This is a genomic window from Spirochaeta isovalerica (assembly GCF_014207565.1).
GTDB classification, from domain to species: Bacteria; Spirochaetota; Spirochaetia; order DSM-2461; family DSM-2461; genus Spirochaeta_F; species Spirochaeta_F isovalerica.
Window position 1 is genome coordinate 802,824 of the sequence record NZ_JACHGJ010000001.1, and the last position, 18,246, is coordinate 821,069.

17 protein-coding genes are annotated in these 18,246 nt (G+C 46.0%); 6 read left to right on the forward strand and 11 right to left on the reverse strand.

Annotated elements, in window-relative coordinates:
• Window positions 1–106 precede the first annotated feature (106 nt).
• From HNR50_RS03420 to HNR50_RS03440, 5 genes are all read right to left on the reverse strand, one after another.
• Window positions 107–946 (reverse strand): sigma-70 family RNA polymerase sigma factor, encoded by an 840-nt coding sequence (locus HNR50_RS03420; protein WP_184743760.1) that lies wholly within the window; start codon window positions 944–946, stop codon window positions 107–109.
• A gap of 178 nt (window positions 947–1,124) precedes the next feature.
• The gene (locus HNR50_RS03425) at window positions 1,125–1,451 is read right to left on the reverse strand and encodes a rod-binding protein (RefSeq protein WP_184743763.1); all 327 of its coding nucleotides are present in this window, start codon (window positions 1,449–1,451) and stop codon (window positions 1,125–1,127) included.
• A gap of 18 nt (window positions 1,452–1,469) precedes the next feature.
• On the reverse strand, window positions 1,470–2,264 hold the full coding sequence (gene flgG, locus HNR50_RS03430; RefSeq protein ID WP_184743767.1) for a flagellar basal-body rod protein FlgG: 795 nt from the start codon (window positions 2,262–2,264) through the stop codon (window positions 1,470–1,472).
• 20 nt (window positions 2,265–2,284) lie between these two features.
• A complete protein-coding gene (gene flgF, locus HNR50_RS03435) occupies window positions 2,285–3,139 on the reverse strand; it encodes a flagellar basal-body rod protein FlgF (protein WP_184743770.1) in 855 nt (284 codons plus the stop codon).
• A gap of 66 nt (window positions 3,140–3,205) precedes the next feature.
• Window positions 3,206–4,165 (reverse strand): YitT family protein, encoded by a 960-nt coding sequence (locus HNR50_RS03440; protein WP_184743773.1) that lies wholly within the window; start codon window positions 4,163–4,165, stop codon window positions 3,206–3,208.
• Window positions 4,166–4,258: 93 nt separating this feature from the next.
• Here HNR50_RS03440 and HNR50_RS03445 point away from each other — a divergent pair, with 93 nt between their 5' ends.
• Entirely contained in the window at window positions 4,259–4,624 is a 366-nt protein-coding gene (locus HNR50_RS03445; protein ID WP_184743776.1) for a PilZ domain-containing protein, read from the forward strand.
• Here the strand turns inward: HNR50_RS03445 and HNR50_RS03450 are convergent, their stop codons facing one another.
• Window positions 4,625–5,290, reverse strand: a complete 666-nt coding sequence (locus HNR50_RS03450; protein WP_184743779.1) for a Crp/Fnr family transcriptional regulator — start codon at window positions 5,288–5,290, stop codon at window positions 4,625–4,627. It lies immediately after the preceding gene.
• On the reverse strand, window positions 5,287–6,246 hold the full coding sequence (locus HNR50_RS03455; RefSeq protein ID WP_184743782.1) for a cyclic nucleotide-binding domain-containing protein: 960 nt from the start codon (window positions 6,244–6,246) through the stop codon (window positions 5,287–5,289). Before HNR50_RS03455 ends, HNR50_RS03450 begins: the two co-directional genes overlap by 4 nt.
• 122 nt (window positions 6,247–6,368) lie before the next feature.
• On the opposite strand from HNR50_RS03455, the gene HNR50_RS03460 reads away from it, so the two are divergent.
• The 5 genes from HNR50_RS03460 to HNR50_RS03480 all read left to right on the forward strand — a co-directional run bounded on the left by HNR50_RS03460 (window position 6,369) and on the right by HNR50_RS03480 (window position 12,208).
• Window positions 6,369–7,193, forward strand: coding sequence for a PHP domain-containing protein (locus tag HNR50_RS03460; protein ID WP_184743784.1), 825 nt, complete (start codon window positions 6,369–6,371; stop codon window positions 7,191–7,193).
• Window positions 7,190–8,074: a peptidoglycan DD-metalloendopeptidase family protein gene (locus HNR50_RS03465; RefSeq protein WP_184743787.1), complete on the forward strand. Its 885-nt coding sequence runs from the start codon at window positions 7,190–7,192 to the stop codon at window positions 8,072–8,074. Before HNR50_RS03460 ends, HNR50_RS03465 begins: the two co-directional genes overlap by 4 nt.
• Window positions 8,074–9,042, forward strand: a complete 969-nt coding sequence (locus tag HNR50_RS03470; RefSeq protein ID WP_184743790.1) for a hypothetical protein — start codon at window positions 8,074–8,076, stop codon at window positions 9,040–9,042. The genes HNR50_RS03465 and HNR50_RS03470 overlap by 1 nt, the downstream gene beginning before the upstream one ends.
• A gap of 169 nt (window positions 9,043–9,211) precedes the next feature.
• On the forward strand, window positions 9,212–11,734 hold the full coding sequence (locus tag HNR50_RS03475) for a penicillin-binding protein 1A (RefSeq protein ID WP_184743793.1): 2,523 nt from the start codon (window positions 9,212–9,214) through the stop codon (window positions 11,732–11,734).
• 81 nt (window positions 11,735–11,815) lie between these two features.
• Window positions 11,816–12,208 carry a ParB N-terminal domain-containing protein gene (locus HNR50_RS03480; protein ID WP_184743796.1) on the forward strand — a complete coding sequence of 131 codons (393 nt, stop codon included), beginning with the start codon at window positions 11,816–11,818 and terminating at the stop codon, window positions 12,206–12,208.
• Window positions 12,209–12,246: 38 nt separating this feature from the next.
• Here the strand turns inward: HNR50_RS03480 and pyrB are convergent, their stop codons facing one another.
• Genes pyrB through HNR50_RS03500 form a run of 4 tightly spaced genes read right to left on the reverse strand, consistent with a single transcriptional unit; the run spans window position 12,247 to window position 18,209 of the window.
• Complete coding sequence (pyrB, locus tag HNR50_RS03485; protein ID WP_184743799.1) at window positions 12,247–13,839, reverse strand: aspartate carbamoyltransferase; 1,593 nt, start codon at window positions 13,837–13,839, stop codon at window positions 12,247–12,249.
• Window positions 13,840–13,853: 14 nt separating this feature from the next.
• The gene (locus HNR50_RS03490) at window positions 13,854–15,389 is read right to left on the reverse strand and encodes a P83/100 family protein (RefSeq protein WP_184743802.1); all 1,536 of its coding nucleotides are present in this window, start codon (window positions 15,387–15,389) and stop codon (window positions 13,854–13,856) included.
• A 22-nt stretch (window positions 15,390–15,411) separates the two neighbouring features.
• Window positions 15,412–17,136 carry an outer membrane protein assembly factor BamB family protein gene (locus HNR50_RS03495; RefSeq protein ID WP_343060098.1) on the reverse strand — a complete coding sequence of 575 codons (1,725 nt, stop codon included), beginning with the start codon at window positions 17,134–17,136 and terminating at the stop codon, window positions 15,412–15,414.
• Window positions 17,091–18,209, reverse strand: coding sequence for a class I SAM-dependent RNA methyltransferase (locus tag HNR50_RS03500; RefSeq protein ID WP_184743808.1), 1,119 nt, complete (start codon window positions 18,207–18,209; stop codon window positions 17,091–17,093). The genes HNR50_RS03495 and HNR50_RS03500 overlap by 46 nt, the downstream gene beginning before the upstream one ends.
• Between the last annotated feature and the right edge of the window lie 37 nt (window positions 18,210–18,246).

An 18,246-nucleotide genomic window follows, 5' to 3' on the forward strand; every position in this document is an offset into this window, starting at 1 on the left:
GAACAGCGCAAGCTGCAGAGCCGGTCAATAAGTTGATAGCTTACGACCGGTCCCCGATAAAGAGAATTTATGATTAAAGCTTTTACAAGTCAAGTAGCCCGCTTTTTTAATTAAAGAGAAACTCTTTGTACTCCTCAGCCTGATCTCTCAGTTTTCTCAGAGCACGGATTTCAATCTGCCGAACAGTTTCGGGAGAAATTCCCATCTCTTCTCCGATCCGTTTTAAAGTGTATTTTTCTCCTCCATAAAAGGAAAAACGGTATTTCAGTATCTCTTTTTCTCTTTCCATGAGAGTTTCGAGAAAGCGGACCGTATCTTCCTTAATGCTCTTTCTGATCAATTCCTCATCAGGAGCATAGGTATTATCCTCAACGACATCGAGAAGCGTGCCGTTGTCCAGATTTATTTCACTGTCGAGAGAAACAACCGCATTGGAAATTTCCAGTATAGACACAACTTCGTCCGGTTCCATTCCCGCATATTCAGCTATTTCCTCAATGGATGGATTACGCATATTTATTTGTGTCAGAGTATTAATAGTGCTCTGGATTCTTCTGAGCGTTTCCTCTTTTCTGTGTGGAAGTCTGATAGCTCTTTTTTTATTGGATATGGCTCTGACAATGGATTGTTTAATCCACCATGAGGCGTATGTGCTGAATCTGACACTTTTTCTGTAATCGAATTTGCCTGCTGAACGAATCAACCCGAGATTTCCTTCCTGAATCAGATCGAGAAGATTAAGATCGGTTCCCGTATAGGCCTTTGCAATTTTAACGACAAGCCTGAGATTTGAATTTATAAGTTCCTGTCTTGCAAGCTCGTCGCCCTGTTCGATCCGCCTGGACAAGTCCATTTCCTGTTCGAATGTTAAAAGTGGGAATTGGCTGATTTGTTCAAAATAGGTTTTAAGTGCATCTTCGTGATCAATTGTACTCTTTTTACTCATAACAACTCCTACTCAAAAATATGCAAGAGCTGTGCCAAAGCTTATATTTACATACAAATAAAAAATAATCCCTTGCAATACAAGGGATTATTCAAATACTTAAAGCCATTTTATTTAATTTATCATTGAATCTGTATAGAATATTATACAGTCAAACTAATAATATAACTCAATTTTTTCAGAATTCAGGTCTCTGAGTCGATAATTGTCGGAACATCATATCAGAAATTCCCAGATTTGCCGTCTGAGCCATTTTTTTGGCGTACTCATCGTATAGCATATCTTCAAAAATATCCTGCCCCATTCCGCCATCGAGAAGCCCGCTTTTCGTGACTGTTTTTTTCATACTGTTCAGCATCTGTTTGATGAACATAGCCTCAAACTCCACTGTGGCTTCCCTCAGTTTCTGCTCATCGGAAGAATGGGAACTTCTAAGGCTGGAATTCAGAGAGGAATCGATTGTAGAATTAGAAAAATTTGCCATTCCCGTCGCTGTTACATCCATATGCTATTCCTTCCTGTTTTATCTCTTCAGGTTATTGGCGATTCCCAGCATGGTATCCGAGGTCTGAATCGCTTTCGAGTTGAGCTCGTAGGCTCTCTGGGCAACTATCATGTTAACCATTTCTTTTACTACAGAGACATTTGAATTCTCGATAAATTTCTGCAGGGTTTTACCCATTCCGTCAAAACCCGGCGTTCCCGTTATCGCATCGCCCGAAGCGTTTGTAATCTTATACGTGTTGTCTCCGATCGCCTGGAGACCGGCAGGATTGACAAATCTGTAAATCTGAAGCTGCCCGACCTGAATAGGATCATCATTCCCTGGAATTTTTACCGTGACTCTACCGTCCTGACTGATTGCCAGACTTTCGCGGATAAAATCTTCGGGAAGAACGAGCTCGGGGAGCATTTTGTTTCCGTTTGATGTGACAAACTGTCCGTTTGAGTCAATTTTAAATGATCCGTCTCTGGTGTAGCCGTAGGTGCCGTCCAGCTGAAGGGTCCGGAAGAAGCCTTCACCCTGTATGGCGATATCGGCCTCATTCCCCGTATTCTGAAGAGACCCCTGAGTGAACATTCTCTGTGAAGCGCCGACTTTGACACCGTGACCGACCTGAATTCCTGTCGGCACAACTGTTTCCTCGGTAGCCGGCGTTCCCGCTATTCTCGATGTCTGATAGAGGAGATCCTCAAAGTCCGCACGAACCTGTTTAAAACCCGTCGTGTTGACGTTTGAAAGATTGTTTGAAATTGTGTCGATGTTAAACTGCTGGGCATTCATCCCTGAAGCAGCAGTCCATAATGATCTCATCATAATTTATTCCTCACTGCAGCCTAAAATCTGGCCGCATTATTTATCAGTTTATCGAGAAGGCTGTCGTGTGTGCTGATCACTTTCTGATTGGCCTCATACGCCCTGTTCACTTCAATCATTTCCACCATTTCCCGAACAGGATTAACATTGGAGCCTTCGAGAAATCCCTGACGGACTTTCGGTCTGCCGCTATCATTCAATATGGCGGCCGGACCGGATTCGGTTGTGTCGGTCCACAGGGATGTTCCCTGCTTCTTAATAAACCTGTCGCCCTGACCATCGAAACCGACGATTTTCAGTTTATCGACAAGTTCCGTGTTTTCCCAGGTGTTCTCATCCATGGTTACCAGACGGTTGGGATCATCAGCAAAATCGAGATTCTGCCAGACGTTTCCCTCTTCATCAATTGTAAAGTTATTGGCTTTAATCTGAATCGGTCCGTTTTCTCCCAGGACATGGTACCCTTCTTTAGTCAGCAGATACCCTTCTTTTCCGAGGATGAAAGATCCGTTTCTCGTATACCGTTCGCCTTCATTGGTCTGAATGGAGAAAAAGCCTTCGCTTTCCAGAGCCAGATCGAAGGGATTTTCCGTCTGCTTGAGAGCTCCCTGAGTGAAAACAGTAAAGGATTCGTTGTATTCGACACCGGTACCCAGTTTTCCGACGACAGGCGCCACATCGACAGAACCGATAGGGAACCGGTGAACTCCGTCATCGTTAAACCGCCGCATGAGCATTTCGGGAAATGCCTTTTGAATGGAAGTGTCCTTTTTGTATCCGGTGACATCCACATTGGCCAGATTGTTGGCGAGCGCATCCATTCGATGCTGCTGAGCCTGCATCCCGCTTGCGCCTGTGTAGATACCTCTAACCATGTAATCCTCCGATCATAACTTCTACTTAAAATGATCGGAGGATGGGATTTTTACTTAAGATTTTTTCTATAAACTTATGCCGCGGCTTTTGAAACCGGAGCCGATGACATCGTGAACTTCATTCATAATGATGAAAGCTTCGGGATCTTCCTGAAGAATAATGTATTTGAGTTGCGCGGACTGCCGGATACTGAAGGAAACGAATAGGATTTTTTTCTCCTGTCCCGTATAGCCCCCTTCTCCGTATATATAGGTAACGCCCCGTTCAAGTTCATTAAAAACGCGTTCTTTTATTCTGTCGGCCGCTTCATTGTCGCTGCAGATGATGTGGGCGGCTTTCACGCGCGAAAGTCCTTCGGTAACCATATCCACGAATTTTGAAGAAAGAAACAAGGCGAAATAACTCCACATGATAAGGTTCAGGTCACCGAACATGATTCCCGTAAAAAGAATGATTGCCGTTTCAATGATAAGATATCCGTTACCCACTGAAATATTGAATTTTTTCTTCAGGAAAGCGACAGGGATATCTGTTCCGCCGGTTGAAGCGCGGGATTTGAAGATAAGCCCGATACCCACTCCCAGAAAGATTGATCCGGCGATAGTGGCGATCAGGATTTCATCAGTCATCGCCAGTTCGGACATGTGTTTAAGCTTCCCGTCAACCATATTGTATTTCTCTATAAGCGGAACGAGGAGACCCCATTTATACAATCTGGCAGGGGCTACCAGATCGACCATAAGGGAACTGATAAAAAAGCCGATGAATGTTCCCAGACCGAATTCCCGCCCGATAAAAAAGATACCCAGCAGCCAGAGAGGAATATTCATTGCAAGCATGGAGATGCCGGCGTTCCACCCGAAAAAATGAAGAAAGATCTGACTTAGCCCTCCGACACCTCCCGGAGCGACTTTATAGGGCAGGAGAAACCAGGAGAGACCAATCCCATATATGAGACTGCCTAATAAAATGCCTCCTGCCTGCTTAAAAAGTCCGTAGACTGATACTTGCGGTCTTTCACCCATATCCGGCCTCCTCCATATAATCTGATAAGCTTTTATTCAATCAAAATTGACATACAAAAGTATTTTGTTCAATAATTAAGTAGGGGTAATTTAATGAAAGAACACAGAAGGTTCAACAGAGCCGATTATCACACAAAGGGCTATTTCATAAAAAACGATCAGGAGATACATTTCGGGATTATCAACATATCTCTAAACGGTATCCTTGTTGATCCGGACAGCATTGAAGATTACACACTCCACATGGTTGTCCCTCTCATCATTCAGCTGTCATCCTCTGACATCCAGATAAAAACAACCGCCAGGCTGGTCCATCAGGAAAACCATCATTTCGGATTTCGATTTGAAGAGATTGATGTTGAAAGCATGATTCATTTGAGAAGGCTGGTCGAATTGAATTCCGACAGCGCCGATCAGATAGCGAAAGAATTGCATTTTCTCAATAAAGACGATGCGTAATTATTCTTCTACAGCTTCCTGACGCCTTCTTTTCGAATCGACCTGTCTTCTGAACTCATTGATATTTTTAACGGTTATCCTGTCGTTATCTATCTCTATCTTTCTCTGAATTGAGAAATTATTCAAAACAGGCTGACATTCGTCAGGTGAAATTCCCGCCCAGTGCGCTATATCATCAATAGAATTGTTAAAGACGACTTTTCCGGAAGCTTCTACGTCTTCCGAGATGTAATTCCCCACCTCGAAAAGCATAAGGAACACATCCATGATTTTCGCATCTATATCATCAAGAGTGAGAATCATGAAACGCCTTTTCTGATCATAAAGCCGTTTGGTAAACAACCGGAGCAGCTTCATTGCCATTTGGGGATTTCCCTTCATCAGGATTTCAAAGTTCTCCTTGTTGAATTCAAGAAGCTTGCAAGGCTCGACAGCGATTATAGTTGCGCTTCTAGGGGCTTCCTCCAGTAGAGCCATCTCTCCGAAAAATTCACCGGGATTGAGAATATCCAGGGTTTTTTCAATATTACCGAAGATTTTGACTATTTTGACTTTCCCCGATTGAATGAGATAAAAGCTGTCTCCCGGTTCATACTCGCAGAAGATGATGTCACCGGGATTATACGTAACGGCAAAGCGCTCGAACATGGAAAGATCAAGTTTCATTTACCCTCTCCTTCCAGTTTCTGTAACGTTTCGGTAATCAGTATGTAAATCTGCTGGGAAGGGTCGCTCATCGATAGTGCTTTTTTGTAAAAACTGACAGCCTTCTCCGTATCCCTGTTCGATTTGTAGCATTCCCCGATATAGTATAGGGCTTCAGGAACGTACTGGCTCTGTCCGTTCTTTTTTATAAAATCCGTGAGCCGTATGGAAGCGTCGCTTCCTCTTCCCAGACGGAAAAGACAAATGCCGATCCTCATAGCCGATTCCTCAGCGTCCGGCGACCGGGATTCCTGTATTTTCGAGAAAAGTTGAAGAGCTTTTCTGAATTCCCCCGATTCATAGTATTCCATGGCTTCGGAAAAAGAAAAGATATCTCCGGAACCGGAAGAGACATCATCATCGGTTGAGGAAGGCGCTTCCGAATACATACTCTTACCGTAATCTATCTTCTGCTTAACATCATTGAGAAATTTTCCCCTGGGATAATGGATGAGATAGCGCTTGAAAGCCGCAACCGACTGCCGGTATTTCTGATTGTTATGATAATATATTCCAACGTTGTAAAGACCTTCTTCAGCATTTCTGTTATCACCGGTTGACAGGAGATTCTGAACCTGCCTGTGAATGCGTCTGAGCTGGGTTGAATAAACCTTCAGCATCTTCATAATTATTCGCGTATTATTGGATGCGACCTGCTCGAATTCCTCAACGGTAAAGGCGAGAACCGTCGAATCGACAAGTGCGAGAGCCTGTTCATCAGTTGTATAACCGCCCAAGGCCGATTTAACACCGAAAAGCTCTCCTGTACGTATCTGATCCTGATCTTCCTGGCCTGTCTGAATATCCTGATAATTCAAGCTTACAACACCGGACTTCAGAACATAAACATAACTGTTTCTGAACCCCTTCATGTATATGACATTACCGGCACGGAAATTAACAGCTCTTGGTGACACATTCGCTCCTGTAGAAATGACTCTTACTATAAAATGATAAGACTGCCGCATAGGCATGTCAACAACTATAAACCATTGCAATCTTGAATCAACAATAAAAAAAAGAGTATTCTCATTTTAATATGATAGATCTACACACTCATTCCACAGAATCGGATGGAACCAATACGCCTTCCGATCTGATGGACCTTGCGCGGGATAAGGGGATAACCACGATAGCTCTGACCGACCACGATACATGCGCCGGCCTGGAAGAAGCTGCCAACCGTGCAGAAGAGATAGGAATTCGCCTGATTCCGGGAATTGAGCTGGAAATAAGCTTCAAGCCCGGAGAATTCCATTTGCTTGGCCTCAATATCACGAAATGGAAAGAGGAAATGGTTCCGGCCCTCCATGGGATAATGAACCGAAGGCTCGAAAGGAACCTTAAAATGGTCAATCTGATAAACTCCGAAGGTATCGATCTCACTTACGAACAGGTTGTTGAAGAGGCGAAGGGACAGGTCATCGGACGCCCCCATTTCGCGTCCCTTCTTGTAAAAAAAGGGCTTGTCAAAAATACGGCCAAAGCCTTTGAAAAATATCTGGCTGTCGGAAGACCTTTTTATATTGAAAAAGAAGCTCTTTCCCTGAGAGAGGGTATAGACCTTATTAAAAGAGCAGGGGGACATCCTGTCATTGCCCACCCCATGTCGCTTTTTATTTCCTGGGGCAAATTACCGGAACGCCTGGCCAATTGGAAGGAAGAAGGTATCGAAGGAATTGAAGTCTGGCATTCCGGCGCCAAACCGAGAAAAAGCAAAAGACTGGAATTGATAGCCGATGATCTCGGACTTTTTAAAACCGGCGGCTCCGATTACCACGGAGATAACAGAAAAGACAGACCTCTTGGACTGGGAACAGGAGGAAAAGCGGTTCCTATTGATCCGGCCATACCTTTTTTGTGAAAAAAATATCCTTTCTCTTTCTCATATATATGCTTCCTCTTGCGCTCTTCGCCAATTATCCGGAAATCGGGCGTTTTCACAGATCTGATATCTACTATGCTCAGCTTCAGTATGAAATCGGAGAATATTATAAAAGATCTCAAGCCGGTCGTTCTTCTATTCCTTTGAATTTCTATACGTACATCGTTAAAGAGAAGGATTCTGTATTTTCCATCAGCTCCATACTCAACCTGAGTTATGACACCATAGTTTCGCTTAACGGTCTCGAGCATCCGGACGACCTGAAGGCTGGAGACATTCTTCTCATTCCCAATAGTCCGGGCGTTTTCGTTTCGGGGTTGCCGGAAACAGGACTGGAGGAAATTATCGCTCTGCGAAAGGAAACGGGCAGGAAGATATATATAACAAAAAGCGGAAGGAAGACTCCCTACTTATTCATGGCGGGATCCTATCTTTCGGGTAAGGAAAGAGCTTTCTTCCTGCGGACATTATTCAGAAAACCTCTTGCTGTAACAGTTGTAACTTCAGCATACGGTTACCGCATTCATCCCGTACTGGGCAACAGGCACTTTCACACAGGTATTGATTACCGGGCCGAGGAAGGAACAGATGTGCTGGCATCGGAAGACGGAGTGATTTCGGGAACAGGAATGTTGGGAAATTACGGTTTATATATTATAATTGATCATGAAGGGGGATACCAAACGGTATATAGCCACCTTAATAGAGTTAATGTTAAAGTTCATGATAGGGTTCTGTCAGGACAGGTCATTGCCGAGTCGGGCAATACGGGAATTTCCACAGGCCCCCATTTACATTTTGAAATAAGGAAAGAAGGCATCCCGGTAAATCCCGCACTCTTCTTTCCCGGAGAATTTTGATGAAAAAAAAGCTGATGGTGTTTTTCTCTACCATTCTCTCTCTTTCTCTCTGGGCGGAAAATGTTAACGGTCTGTTCGTTGGCGAACTCTCCCTTGCAGAAGAAAATACAGTGGAAATGGCACTCGAGGAAATAACCGCTGTCATTTTCGATAAGGAAACGTCCTTTCTCGAGGGAATTGAACTGAAAATTGAAGTGCCCAGAGAACTTCAGCAGTACAGAAATTCCTTTGCGGTCTATATGTATAAGAATGTTACGCCCGAGCCATCGGAAAACGGCCGTTTTTACAGGGGTACAAGGATATTTATGCGCATGCTTCCCGTTCAGAATAATATCTATCTGAGGATACCCGCTTTTGAAGATAATTCCATGGTTCAGAACGCCGATTCCATTTTGATTCCGGGATATACGCCGAGAGGAGAGTATCCGCTTCTCGCCACGATAATACCCATTATGAAAGGTATTCCCGGCAGCGCATTCGCGGAAAAATTCACCTTGACCTGCCGTCCGATCTATTCTCCCAAAGGTTCGTTGTCCCTCAAAGTGGGAAGCAGTCTTGAAGAGGGAGATGAGAGCTTCTCCGTTTCAATAGACGGGCAGCCCGTAAAATGGCCTTCAGGAGATTATATTCTCGACGAAGGGCTCCATGAGCTGATCGTTTCCAGTTCTACGGGAATGTCCAAAACAGCAAGCGTTGTTATAAATGCCGGAGAAAAGCAGTTCCTGGACCTCCAGTTCAATTATTCGGAACCCCAGATTCTGATTGACGCACCGGAGGGAATTGGAATCTATCTCGATGATGAGGAGCTAATCCGGAAAAATCCCGAGGATCCCATTACGGTGGATGCGGGAGAACACTCCATAGTCTTTGAGATCGGGGGATACCAGTACAGCCGGGATTTTACCGTTGTACCGGGCGATTCCCTGACAATTTCCCTTCAGATGGATGTTTTGATACATAAAAATTAAATGATTGGAATTTTGTACCGATTATATTAGTGTCGGCGACGGACATAGTGCCCCTCCCAGTTTACTATTCTGTCGTTGACGCCCTTTGGGTGGGCCGGATCTTCCGGCCCTTATTTCTTTGCCCCCATTCAGCTTGACAAAAAGCACCTGCCAACGTAATTTAACCTATATGAACTTTACAGGATCGAGAAAAATCATTCTCATTGCACTTCTCTCAATGATGGGAGTTGTATCTGCAGGACTGGGAATCAGCCTGGGCTTCGCGCTGGCTATCACAAGAAATACCATTAACACGGAAAATTTCGGAGTCTATCAGCCGGCGATGCCGTCGCAGCTCCTCGATATAAACGGAAACCTTATTACCGAACTTTTCGGTGATGAAAAACGGGATGTCGTGAGCATAACCGAGCTGCCCAAATCGCTGATGAAAGCCCTGATAACCAGAGAGGATTCAGCTTTTTTCCATCATAACGGATTCAATATAGTCGGTTTTTCAAGAGCCCTCTATAACAATGTGTTCGGAAGTTACACTTCCGGAGGAAGTACTCTGACGCAGCAGGTCGCAGGTCACCTCTATGCGGACAGGCGGGATAAATCCGTAACCAGAAAAATACGTGAGCTCTGGTGGGCCTGGCAGCTGGAACGACAGCTGTCCAAGTATGAGATTCTGGAAATCTATCTGAATAAAATGGACCTGGGACACGGGGTTTCCGGCGTCGAAGCGGGATCCCAGTATTTCTTTCAACATCCTGCAAGCGAGAATACCATTGCCGAAAATGTCATGCTGGTTATTCAATACGCCCTTCCCGGCTTGTATTCTCCGATCCGCCAGCCCGAAAGAGCAAAAGTTCAGCAGAGAAATATTCTCAACCAGGTTGTAAAAAACGGCTATGTAACCCAGGAGGAAGCTGACAACTCTTTTATCCTCTTCTGGGATAATTGGGACTGGTCACGGGACAACATTGCCACAGCATTCTTCGACAGAGAAGACCAGGCTCCCTGGTTCAGCGAATATGTCCGCGGAGAACTGGACAACATGCTTTACGGGACTCAGGACATGCTGAGAGACGGTTATACCGTTCACACGACCCTCAATCTTGATTATCAGAAAGACGCCGACGAAATAATCGAACGCAATCTCCAGAACTGGAACAGGATTTATAAGAGCCGACGGGGAACGCGAATGGATTACGTCGATGAGGAATTCGTTCCCATCTTCGATATGCTTTCTCTCGCTTTCAATATAGACAGCATCCGCGTGGCCGGATCGCAGGATATTAAAAACGCTGAAAACCTATACGAAGAGCAGATAGTTCCCACGCTCGATATAGTTTCCCAGATGTTCGGTCTGGACGGAGTTAAATCGGTTGTAGACTTCTCCTATGATAAAATTGATTCCCAGCTCGATAAATCGAGCATTGAAACAGCTCTTATAACTCTGGATAATGAAACCGGATATATACTGGCAATGATAGGGGGAAGCAAGTTCGAAAGAGGAAACCAGCTGAACAGAGCCCTTCAGGGTTCTCTGCAGCCAGGATCGACTTTCAAACCGGTTTTCTACTCCTATGCCATATCTTCCGGTTTGTTTACGACCGCTTCGAGGATATTTGACGGGCCGACGGTTTTTACAAGTCCCGACGGTCAGCCTTATACGCCTTTGAACTACCGGGGCGAATGGATGGGCAATGTTCTGCTGCGAACAGCTCTTGCCAACTCCATGAACGTACCTTCTATCAAAATAATGGAAGGTATCGGTTTCGATGCGGCTATTGAAAGAGCTTCCAGGCTTTATGGAATGACCGATCCCGTTCAGATAAGCGAAACATTTCCGAGAGTCTTCCCGCTGGCTCTCGGCGTTATCGCCATAGCTCCGGTCCATACGGCCAGAGCCTATGCAACATTCGCCAACCAGGGACGGGCTGTTGAGCCGATAGCGATCCGCTACGTTCTGGACCGCGACGGAAATGTAATTTCCAATCCGGAAAAAGAACTCAGAGAAAAGCAGAAAGAAATGGGAGATGAGAGACAGATTCTCTCGCCTCAGGCTGCCTATATTATGACAAATCTTATGGAAACTACTGTCAAGTCCGGAACTCTCCGATGGAGAAGCCATGAAGTCGGCGGTTATGACGGTATGCCTATGGCCGGTAAAACCGGAACGACCCAGAACTGGGAAGATGCCTGGGCAGCGGGATTCTCCCCCTACTACACGACAGTTATCTGGGCCGGCTTCGACAAGAAGGGCGTATCTCTCGGAACAGAGCTTACAGGATCAACGGCGACCGGTGTCGCCTGGGCTCAGTATATGAAAGCCATCCATCAGGGCCTTCCACTTAAAGATTTTTACAAACCGGAAACCGGAATTGTCGAGGTGGAAGTCGATGCCGACACAGGTCTGCTTCCCAGTGAATACAGTGAAGATACCATTACTGAAGTATTTATCGCCGGAACCGAACCGAAAGTGGTTGAGACTTATCACGAAAACAGAGCATACAGAAATACGTTCTATTCAGATAAAATGCTGACGACGATTTCCTATGAATCCTACGATGCCGGTCTTGACCTCACTATAGACGATCCATTTGCCAATAATGATTATGTACTGGAAGGACTCGATATTGATCTCGATTTCCTCAACGATACAGGTTCGGACACTGAGGAGGATTCTGAGAATTCTCTTCTCGATTAAAGAAGTAAACAGGCCGGTTTTTTTACTGAGACCGGCTCTTTACTTTCCATTACGGACGGACGGTTGTAAAGGAGGTTTTCTTTGCAGTTGGACATAAATAAAATTGTAATAAATAAAAGAGTCAGAAAAAATACGGGAGATTTAAGCCAGCTGGCGGAAAGTATGGAAAAATACGGCCAGATGCATCCCGTAATCGTCAATAAAAAGATGGAACTCATATCGGGGTACCGCCGAATGCAGTGCGCCCGTCAGCTCAACTGGAAAACGGTTTTCGCTATTGTCGTCGATATAAATTCCGAGCCGGAAAAACTGGCCATGGAGCTTGAGGAAAACCTCAGGCGTAAGGATTTTACGGAAGAAGAGAAAATTGAAGCCTTCAAGAAGCTTGCGAAACTGAGCCGACCGAATTTCTTCACCCGCCTGTTCAAGGCCATCGCTCTTTTTTTTAAAGGTTTATTCAAACCGGGCAGATAAAGAAAGAGGCTGCCTTCCGGCAGCCCCTGTTCATATGATTAAATATCCCAGATTTCGTGGTATTTGTGCGACGTATCGCAGAAACGGCAGATAAAAGTCGTTTCGCTGGAACGGTAGAAGTCGGTTGCGATATTTTCATGCTCCGAGGGGTGGGAAATACAATTCTCATTCTTACAGGAGATCTCATCAAAATTGTAGATTCTAGGCGGCATATGAAGCCTGTACTTCTTTTTAACCGATGAGTTCTCTATAATATTAAGCGTACATCCCGGCGCGATTGCCGCCAGCTTTTTCAATTCTTTTTCATCAAACGAAAGGACGTCGGGAAGAGAGATAATTCCCTTGAAATCATCGGGATCGGATGTGTGGAAAACACCGTGGGAACTCCTGCAGTTGAGACTGAGGATTCTTCTGATTCTGTCAATCAGATTCCAGATGTGGTCCAGTTCTTCACCTCTTCCGATATGATCGATTACGATGCCCTCTTCAACCGGTTTGATCCCCACCTTGTAACGGTCCTGAACTTTGCTTTTACGGGTGACGGGTATCTCTTCAATAAACTCTTTTTTGATTTTTGCAAAAGATTTTGCTGTTCCTTCAAAATCATTTCCGATCTTACCGGCAACCATTCCGATTTCAATGATTCGGGTAAAATACCCGTTCATTGACTGTTCGTCCCATCCGTTAAGAGGCGTTCTGTCGAGAAATCCCGGAATAACGGGATAAACCTTATGTCGGGGCAGCGGATGATAGAACTTGGTGCCTTCCGGCAGTTTGGACATGAACTCTTCGCGGAACGTGACGGCGGCTCTCAGGTATTTGGCTTTTTCCTTGACCTCGTCTCCCATTCTCTCGAGCTGGAGCCTTGTGAAGTACCAGATATCGGCTACAGATGACTGTTCGAAATAATCATCGATAGAATCAAAGCGCCGGACCTCGTAGTTATTGTCGATCATTCTCTGCTCATAATGTTCGGGCAGGGAAAGATCTTCAGGAGCGATAAGGTCGACCTTAACCTTCTTGAATACTTTCAGTCCGTCGACTTTTGAATGAACGGTCCTCCCGTGGAAGAGATCTCCTGTCAGGGCAATGTGAATTTCGCTATTATCCCAGCCCTTTTTTTCCAGAAAAGTGTATTCATCGAGAAATTCCTGTGTCGGATGCTCGTGCTTACCGTCCCCACCATTGAGAAAGGCAGGTTTGTCATAACCGATTTTCTTTGCGTATTCGCCGAGAAGCTCATCAAGCATGGAACAAACCCCTTCCTGGGCGGTTCTCATAATGAATACCGAGCGGTTGCTGTAGCCGAAAAGCATTTTGATAGTATCGCCGATACTTTCGCTTTTATTGAAGGATGATGTCTGGGCATCGAAGTTGTTGAGCTTCACATTGTGAAAGGCAGCGGCGTTCCGGAAAGATTCCTTGGTTCTTGTGCTGTTCTCAAAAAACATGAGATAAACACCGAGCTCCGGATCGTCAATCCTGAAATCGGAGGTGTCTCCCCCCTCGCGGATAAGTTGTTTCAGCTCTGCGGTTTTGCGGTACAGGTAGAGCTGCTCATCTACGGACAAATCATCAACCACGGATATAGTTCTCCCGTAGAAGTGGCTTTTTCCCTCTTTTTTCGGCATTGTTCCCTCGTAAATTATTTAATCTGATTAAGCGTTTCCAGAGTTTCCGCAGAAAGCTCTACAATACCTCCGTCAGATGTCTGAACATAAATGCTCGACCCCTGGATAAGGGGAGACATATAGGGTTCAACAGAAACAGCTGAAGTTGCTTTGAGGGTGAGTGTCGCATCAAAAAGACCTAATTTCAAGTCGTTTCCTTCGCTGATCACCGCAAAAAAATTATTTTTTGATTCCCAGAGTAGAGTGTCGGGAAATACCGTAACCGGGCTTTCGTTCGCGATCTCCAGAGTCGTCATATCGATCTCGACAAGCTTGACCGCGCCGGGACCGTTCTCCATACCTGCAACGGCAAACAGTTTTCCTCCCAATAACGTCAGAGTTCTGCCGCGTATGGAGTTGAGTTCCGACTCTTCCGTTACGACATAGTTGTCTATATCAACTTTGATCAGCCGCCCATAGGGAACGCCGTCTCCCGTATTCTCGATTTTAAGCATTATGACTTCGGTTCCCACTCCCGGGTCCCTGGAAGTGAAGACACTCTGAGCCGCTTCCTCTTCGTCTATCTGTTTGTTGGCATCGTCGGCAATGTCCTCGCGCATTTTCACGACTTCATCTTTCTCTTCTTCAAGGGCGGCTTTTTCCTCTTCGAGCTGGGTTTCCTGCTCTTCGATCTGTTCCTTCTGCTCTTCCAGTTCGGCGACCTGTTTCTCCTCTTCGGGAGTCAGAGTTTCCTTTTCCGTGCCGTCATCAGCTGTTTTTATATCTTCAATCGCCTCGTCCACCTGCTGTTTTTCTTCAGCCAGCTGCTCCTGTTCCTGCTCGATGGCTTTTTCTTCCTGAGCAATTTCCTCTTCTCTCAAGTCCACCATATCTTTGCGGGTATCGATGGCATCGTCTTTCTCTTCCCGCATGACTTCGATTACATCTTCCGATGTTATCTCACCCGTATCGATGGCTTTGCCCGTTTCCGTGCTGCGGCGTTCCGACAGAGGAATCACTATGGCCGATTTCCCGGCCCATTCGCTGTAATGAGTGGAAAGTCCGGCTTTTTCAGGGGTCAGATACTTTACGACCCCTTCTTTATAGACTCCCTGGTAATAGGGAAGATTCTGATAATAGGCAGCATTGTAGTATGTGATAAACTCCGCCAGGAGAAAAGCATCGTCGAAATCATAGGAATAGGCGCTCTGTAGATAGGAAGCGATGATATACCGGAGGTTCCGGATATGATCGACTGCTCCGTCGCGTCCAACGAAAAATATATCTCCGTCAAATCCTTCAGGTATTTCGGGTTGTACGGAATGAATTACCGAATATTTGTTGCCGATCGTAAAATTTCCGAAGCTGTCGGGATCGACCTGTACTCCGAGCTGAGTTCCCAGTCCGAGGATTTCCTCAAGGGTATTTATGAATTTATAAGGGCCGACATAATTGTAGAACTCGATTTTCTTATCGCCGTAGGATTGCACTTCGTCTCTGTCAACATCGATCGCAGTCAGAGAAACCGTAAAGATCAGTGTCAGAATTATCAGTAATGCCGGTTTTTTCATCATTCTCTCCTGTTATTCCCACCTACTTGAGGCGCGGGCCTCCGGTAAAGTTGTCAAATATTTCTCCAGCCCTTTTCCGTATTCCATAAGGCGCGTTACTGCTGTATATGGATGAAAGGACGTGCAAACCCGACTGATCGGGTATAATTCCATTGTAATAGACAATTTCCTCAAGTGTATCACATATAGTTAATAATACACCATCGTCATTGAAAAACCGCTCTTTTGCCGAGGCAATGGCCCTTGTCGCAGCACCGTCATAATCAAAACCGATCATTGCCAGAGCCCAGATGGCGGAAACGGCCGCAGAGGCACTATCCTCCTGATAGAGGTGGCTGATTATAAACCTTCTTGTCCGTATATCGCCGATATCCCCCAGTAAGTTCAGCGCTTTGATGCGGACAAGGGAACTGCTGTTGGAAACCAGAGAACCGTCGAAGGAAGCATAGCTGATCCCTTCTTCGGCCATATCGATAAGCAGGAGAGGCGCAAAGGGAAATTTTTCAATAAGCTGATTATCCCTTTGCAGCTTTTCAAATCTATCAATTATTTCCAGCCTTTTATCCAGTTCAGGCGATTGGGACATCATTTCGAAATAGAGATACCCCGGATAGCCTTCATAATATTCCTGAAGTCTTTTGAGGCTGGCTCCCGAGTCAACGGCGCCGTTTCTCAGAGGGCCGCCGCGATAACCCGCCCATCCCTGAGCCGAAGCGGGGGTCTTGTACGAGTAGACGATCCAGTTCTCACCGCCGCTGAAGAGATTCGCCGCGGCTCCCAGCAGCGGTGCCGTCATGGGAGTATCGCTTTCGATTTCTATCAATTCATCATCCATAAGCCGGTAGAGCTTTCTGTCGCGGCCGAAAAGATACAAAGCCCCCTTACTGTCGATTGAAGCGAATCCTTCCGTAGGCGGCCCCTGAAAACGGCTTTCCTCACTACCGTCGGGATTTAAGGCGATTACCATTCCGGAGGAATAGACTATGTGGATTCTATCGGGTGAACTGAGAAGAGAAACGGGATTACCCGATGGCAGTGTATCATTTTCCCAGATAAGATTTCCCCTGATGTCCAGGCAGAAAGCCTTTCTCTCCGAAGTTAATGCCAGGAGATAATCACTTCTGAGCGCCAGTATTTCCGCCCGGGCCGGCAGCGTATAGGACCACCCCCCGTTTCCGGTCGGTTTATATGAAAAAATGGTATTGTTATCTCCGGAAATATAAAGGGAACCGTCCTGGTCCACTACGGGAGATGTATAACTGTATGCGGCGGGTTTCTCCCACAGGACACGGCCTCTTCCGTTTATCTTGATCAGCCTGCCGTCCTCCATGGGAAGGATAACAGCACCCTCGGGAGATGCGGCGGGGGAACGGGACAGGGGACTGTTGAACTGTCTTTTCCAGCGGACAGTTCCCCCGGGTGTTACGGCGATCAGCTTCCGGCTCTCCGTGTAGAGATACACGGTAAAATCCGCGCCGACAAAAAGAACGTCGCTGAGCGGCTCGCCCGCGCGATAGGACCAGATGAGAGTTCCCGAATAGGGTTTGATAGCCTGAAGTGTATTGTCATCAGTCAGGACATATACGGTTCCCGCCGGGTCGGAAGCGGGAATACCCAGCACCGACCCGGTAACGGCAAAACGCCAGTTTAATTCGACCTGGGCGAAAAGGGAATGAAAGGCGAATAATAAGAGAAGTAGTCCTACTGTCCTTTTCTTTTTAATAGAGCAACAGCCTCCATATGAGATGTCTGGGGATAAAAATCGAAGAGTCGATAATCCTCCATCTCATAATTATCGGCAAGAATATCCTTTAAATCCCGCGCCATTGTAGCGGGATCGCAGGAAATGTACAGAATTTTTCCGGCATGGGATCGGGAGAGATATTTTCTCACCGGCCTGGATAAGCCTGTCCGGGGAGGATCGATAATGATCGTATCGGCTCCCGGAGATCCGGTGCTCCTTGAAGCCACCCACTTTTCAAGACTGAGAGGGTGAAAAGTGCAGTTACCCTTCAGATTCCTTTTAATATAAGGTGCCACATGACGGTTCAGTTCCACAGCCTCGATAGCTTCGACCTGATCTTCCAAAAGCGCGCTCATCAATCCGACACCGCTGTACAAATCCAGCAGACGGCCGTCCCTGACATGTTCGCGCAGATAATGCCCGAGAGCCGGAAGAATGGAAAGATTGCTCTGAAAGAAGAGGCTGCTGTTGAAATGAATCTCTCTGTCCAGAACAGTAACGGAAATATCCTTTCTGTCCGTTTCGGGAGAAAACCAGTCATCGGTACCGTAAACGGTGATGCGGTCCTCACCGACAGGATATGTGTGGTTTCTCAGAAAGAGATTAATACCTTCCGCGGCAACGGGACAGCTCTCGACAGGAATTATCCGATGACCCGATCTCTCGCGGAAACCCATAGTTCCCCGGGAATAATGAACCTGCACTCTATTTCTGTATCCTTTCTCTTTTGAAGGGGTTACAGATATTTTTTCCAGTTCCAGTCCGGCATTTCTGCTCAGGTGTTCAGAAGCAAAAGATTTTTTGGCTTTAAGCTGCGCTTCATAGGTCATATGCTGCATATTGCAGCCCCCGCAGATTCCGTAGTGGGGACAGAAAGGCTCCACCCGTTCAGCCGAGGGCTCAATGACACGGATAAGGTCCGCTTCGCTGAAACTCTTTTTTTCTTCGGTGATCCGGATTTCAACTTTTTCTCCGGGGAGCACATAAGGCACGAAAACGACTTTGCCTTCCACCCGGGAAAGCCCTTTCCCTCCGGGAATAAGCTTTTCTATCTCGACAGTCTTATTGTTTTGCATTGTATCCATTTTACAGGAATTGGATAAAGTATCACAG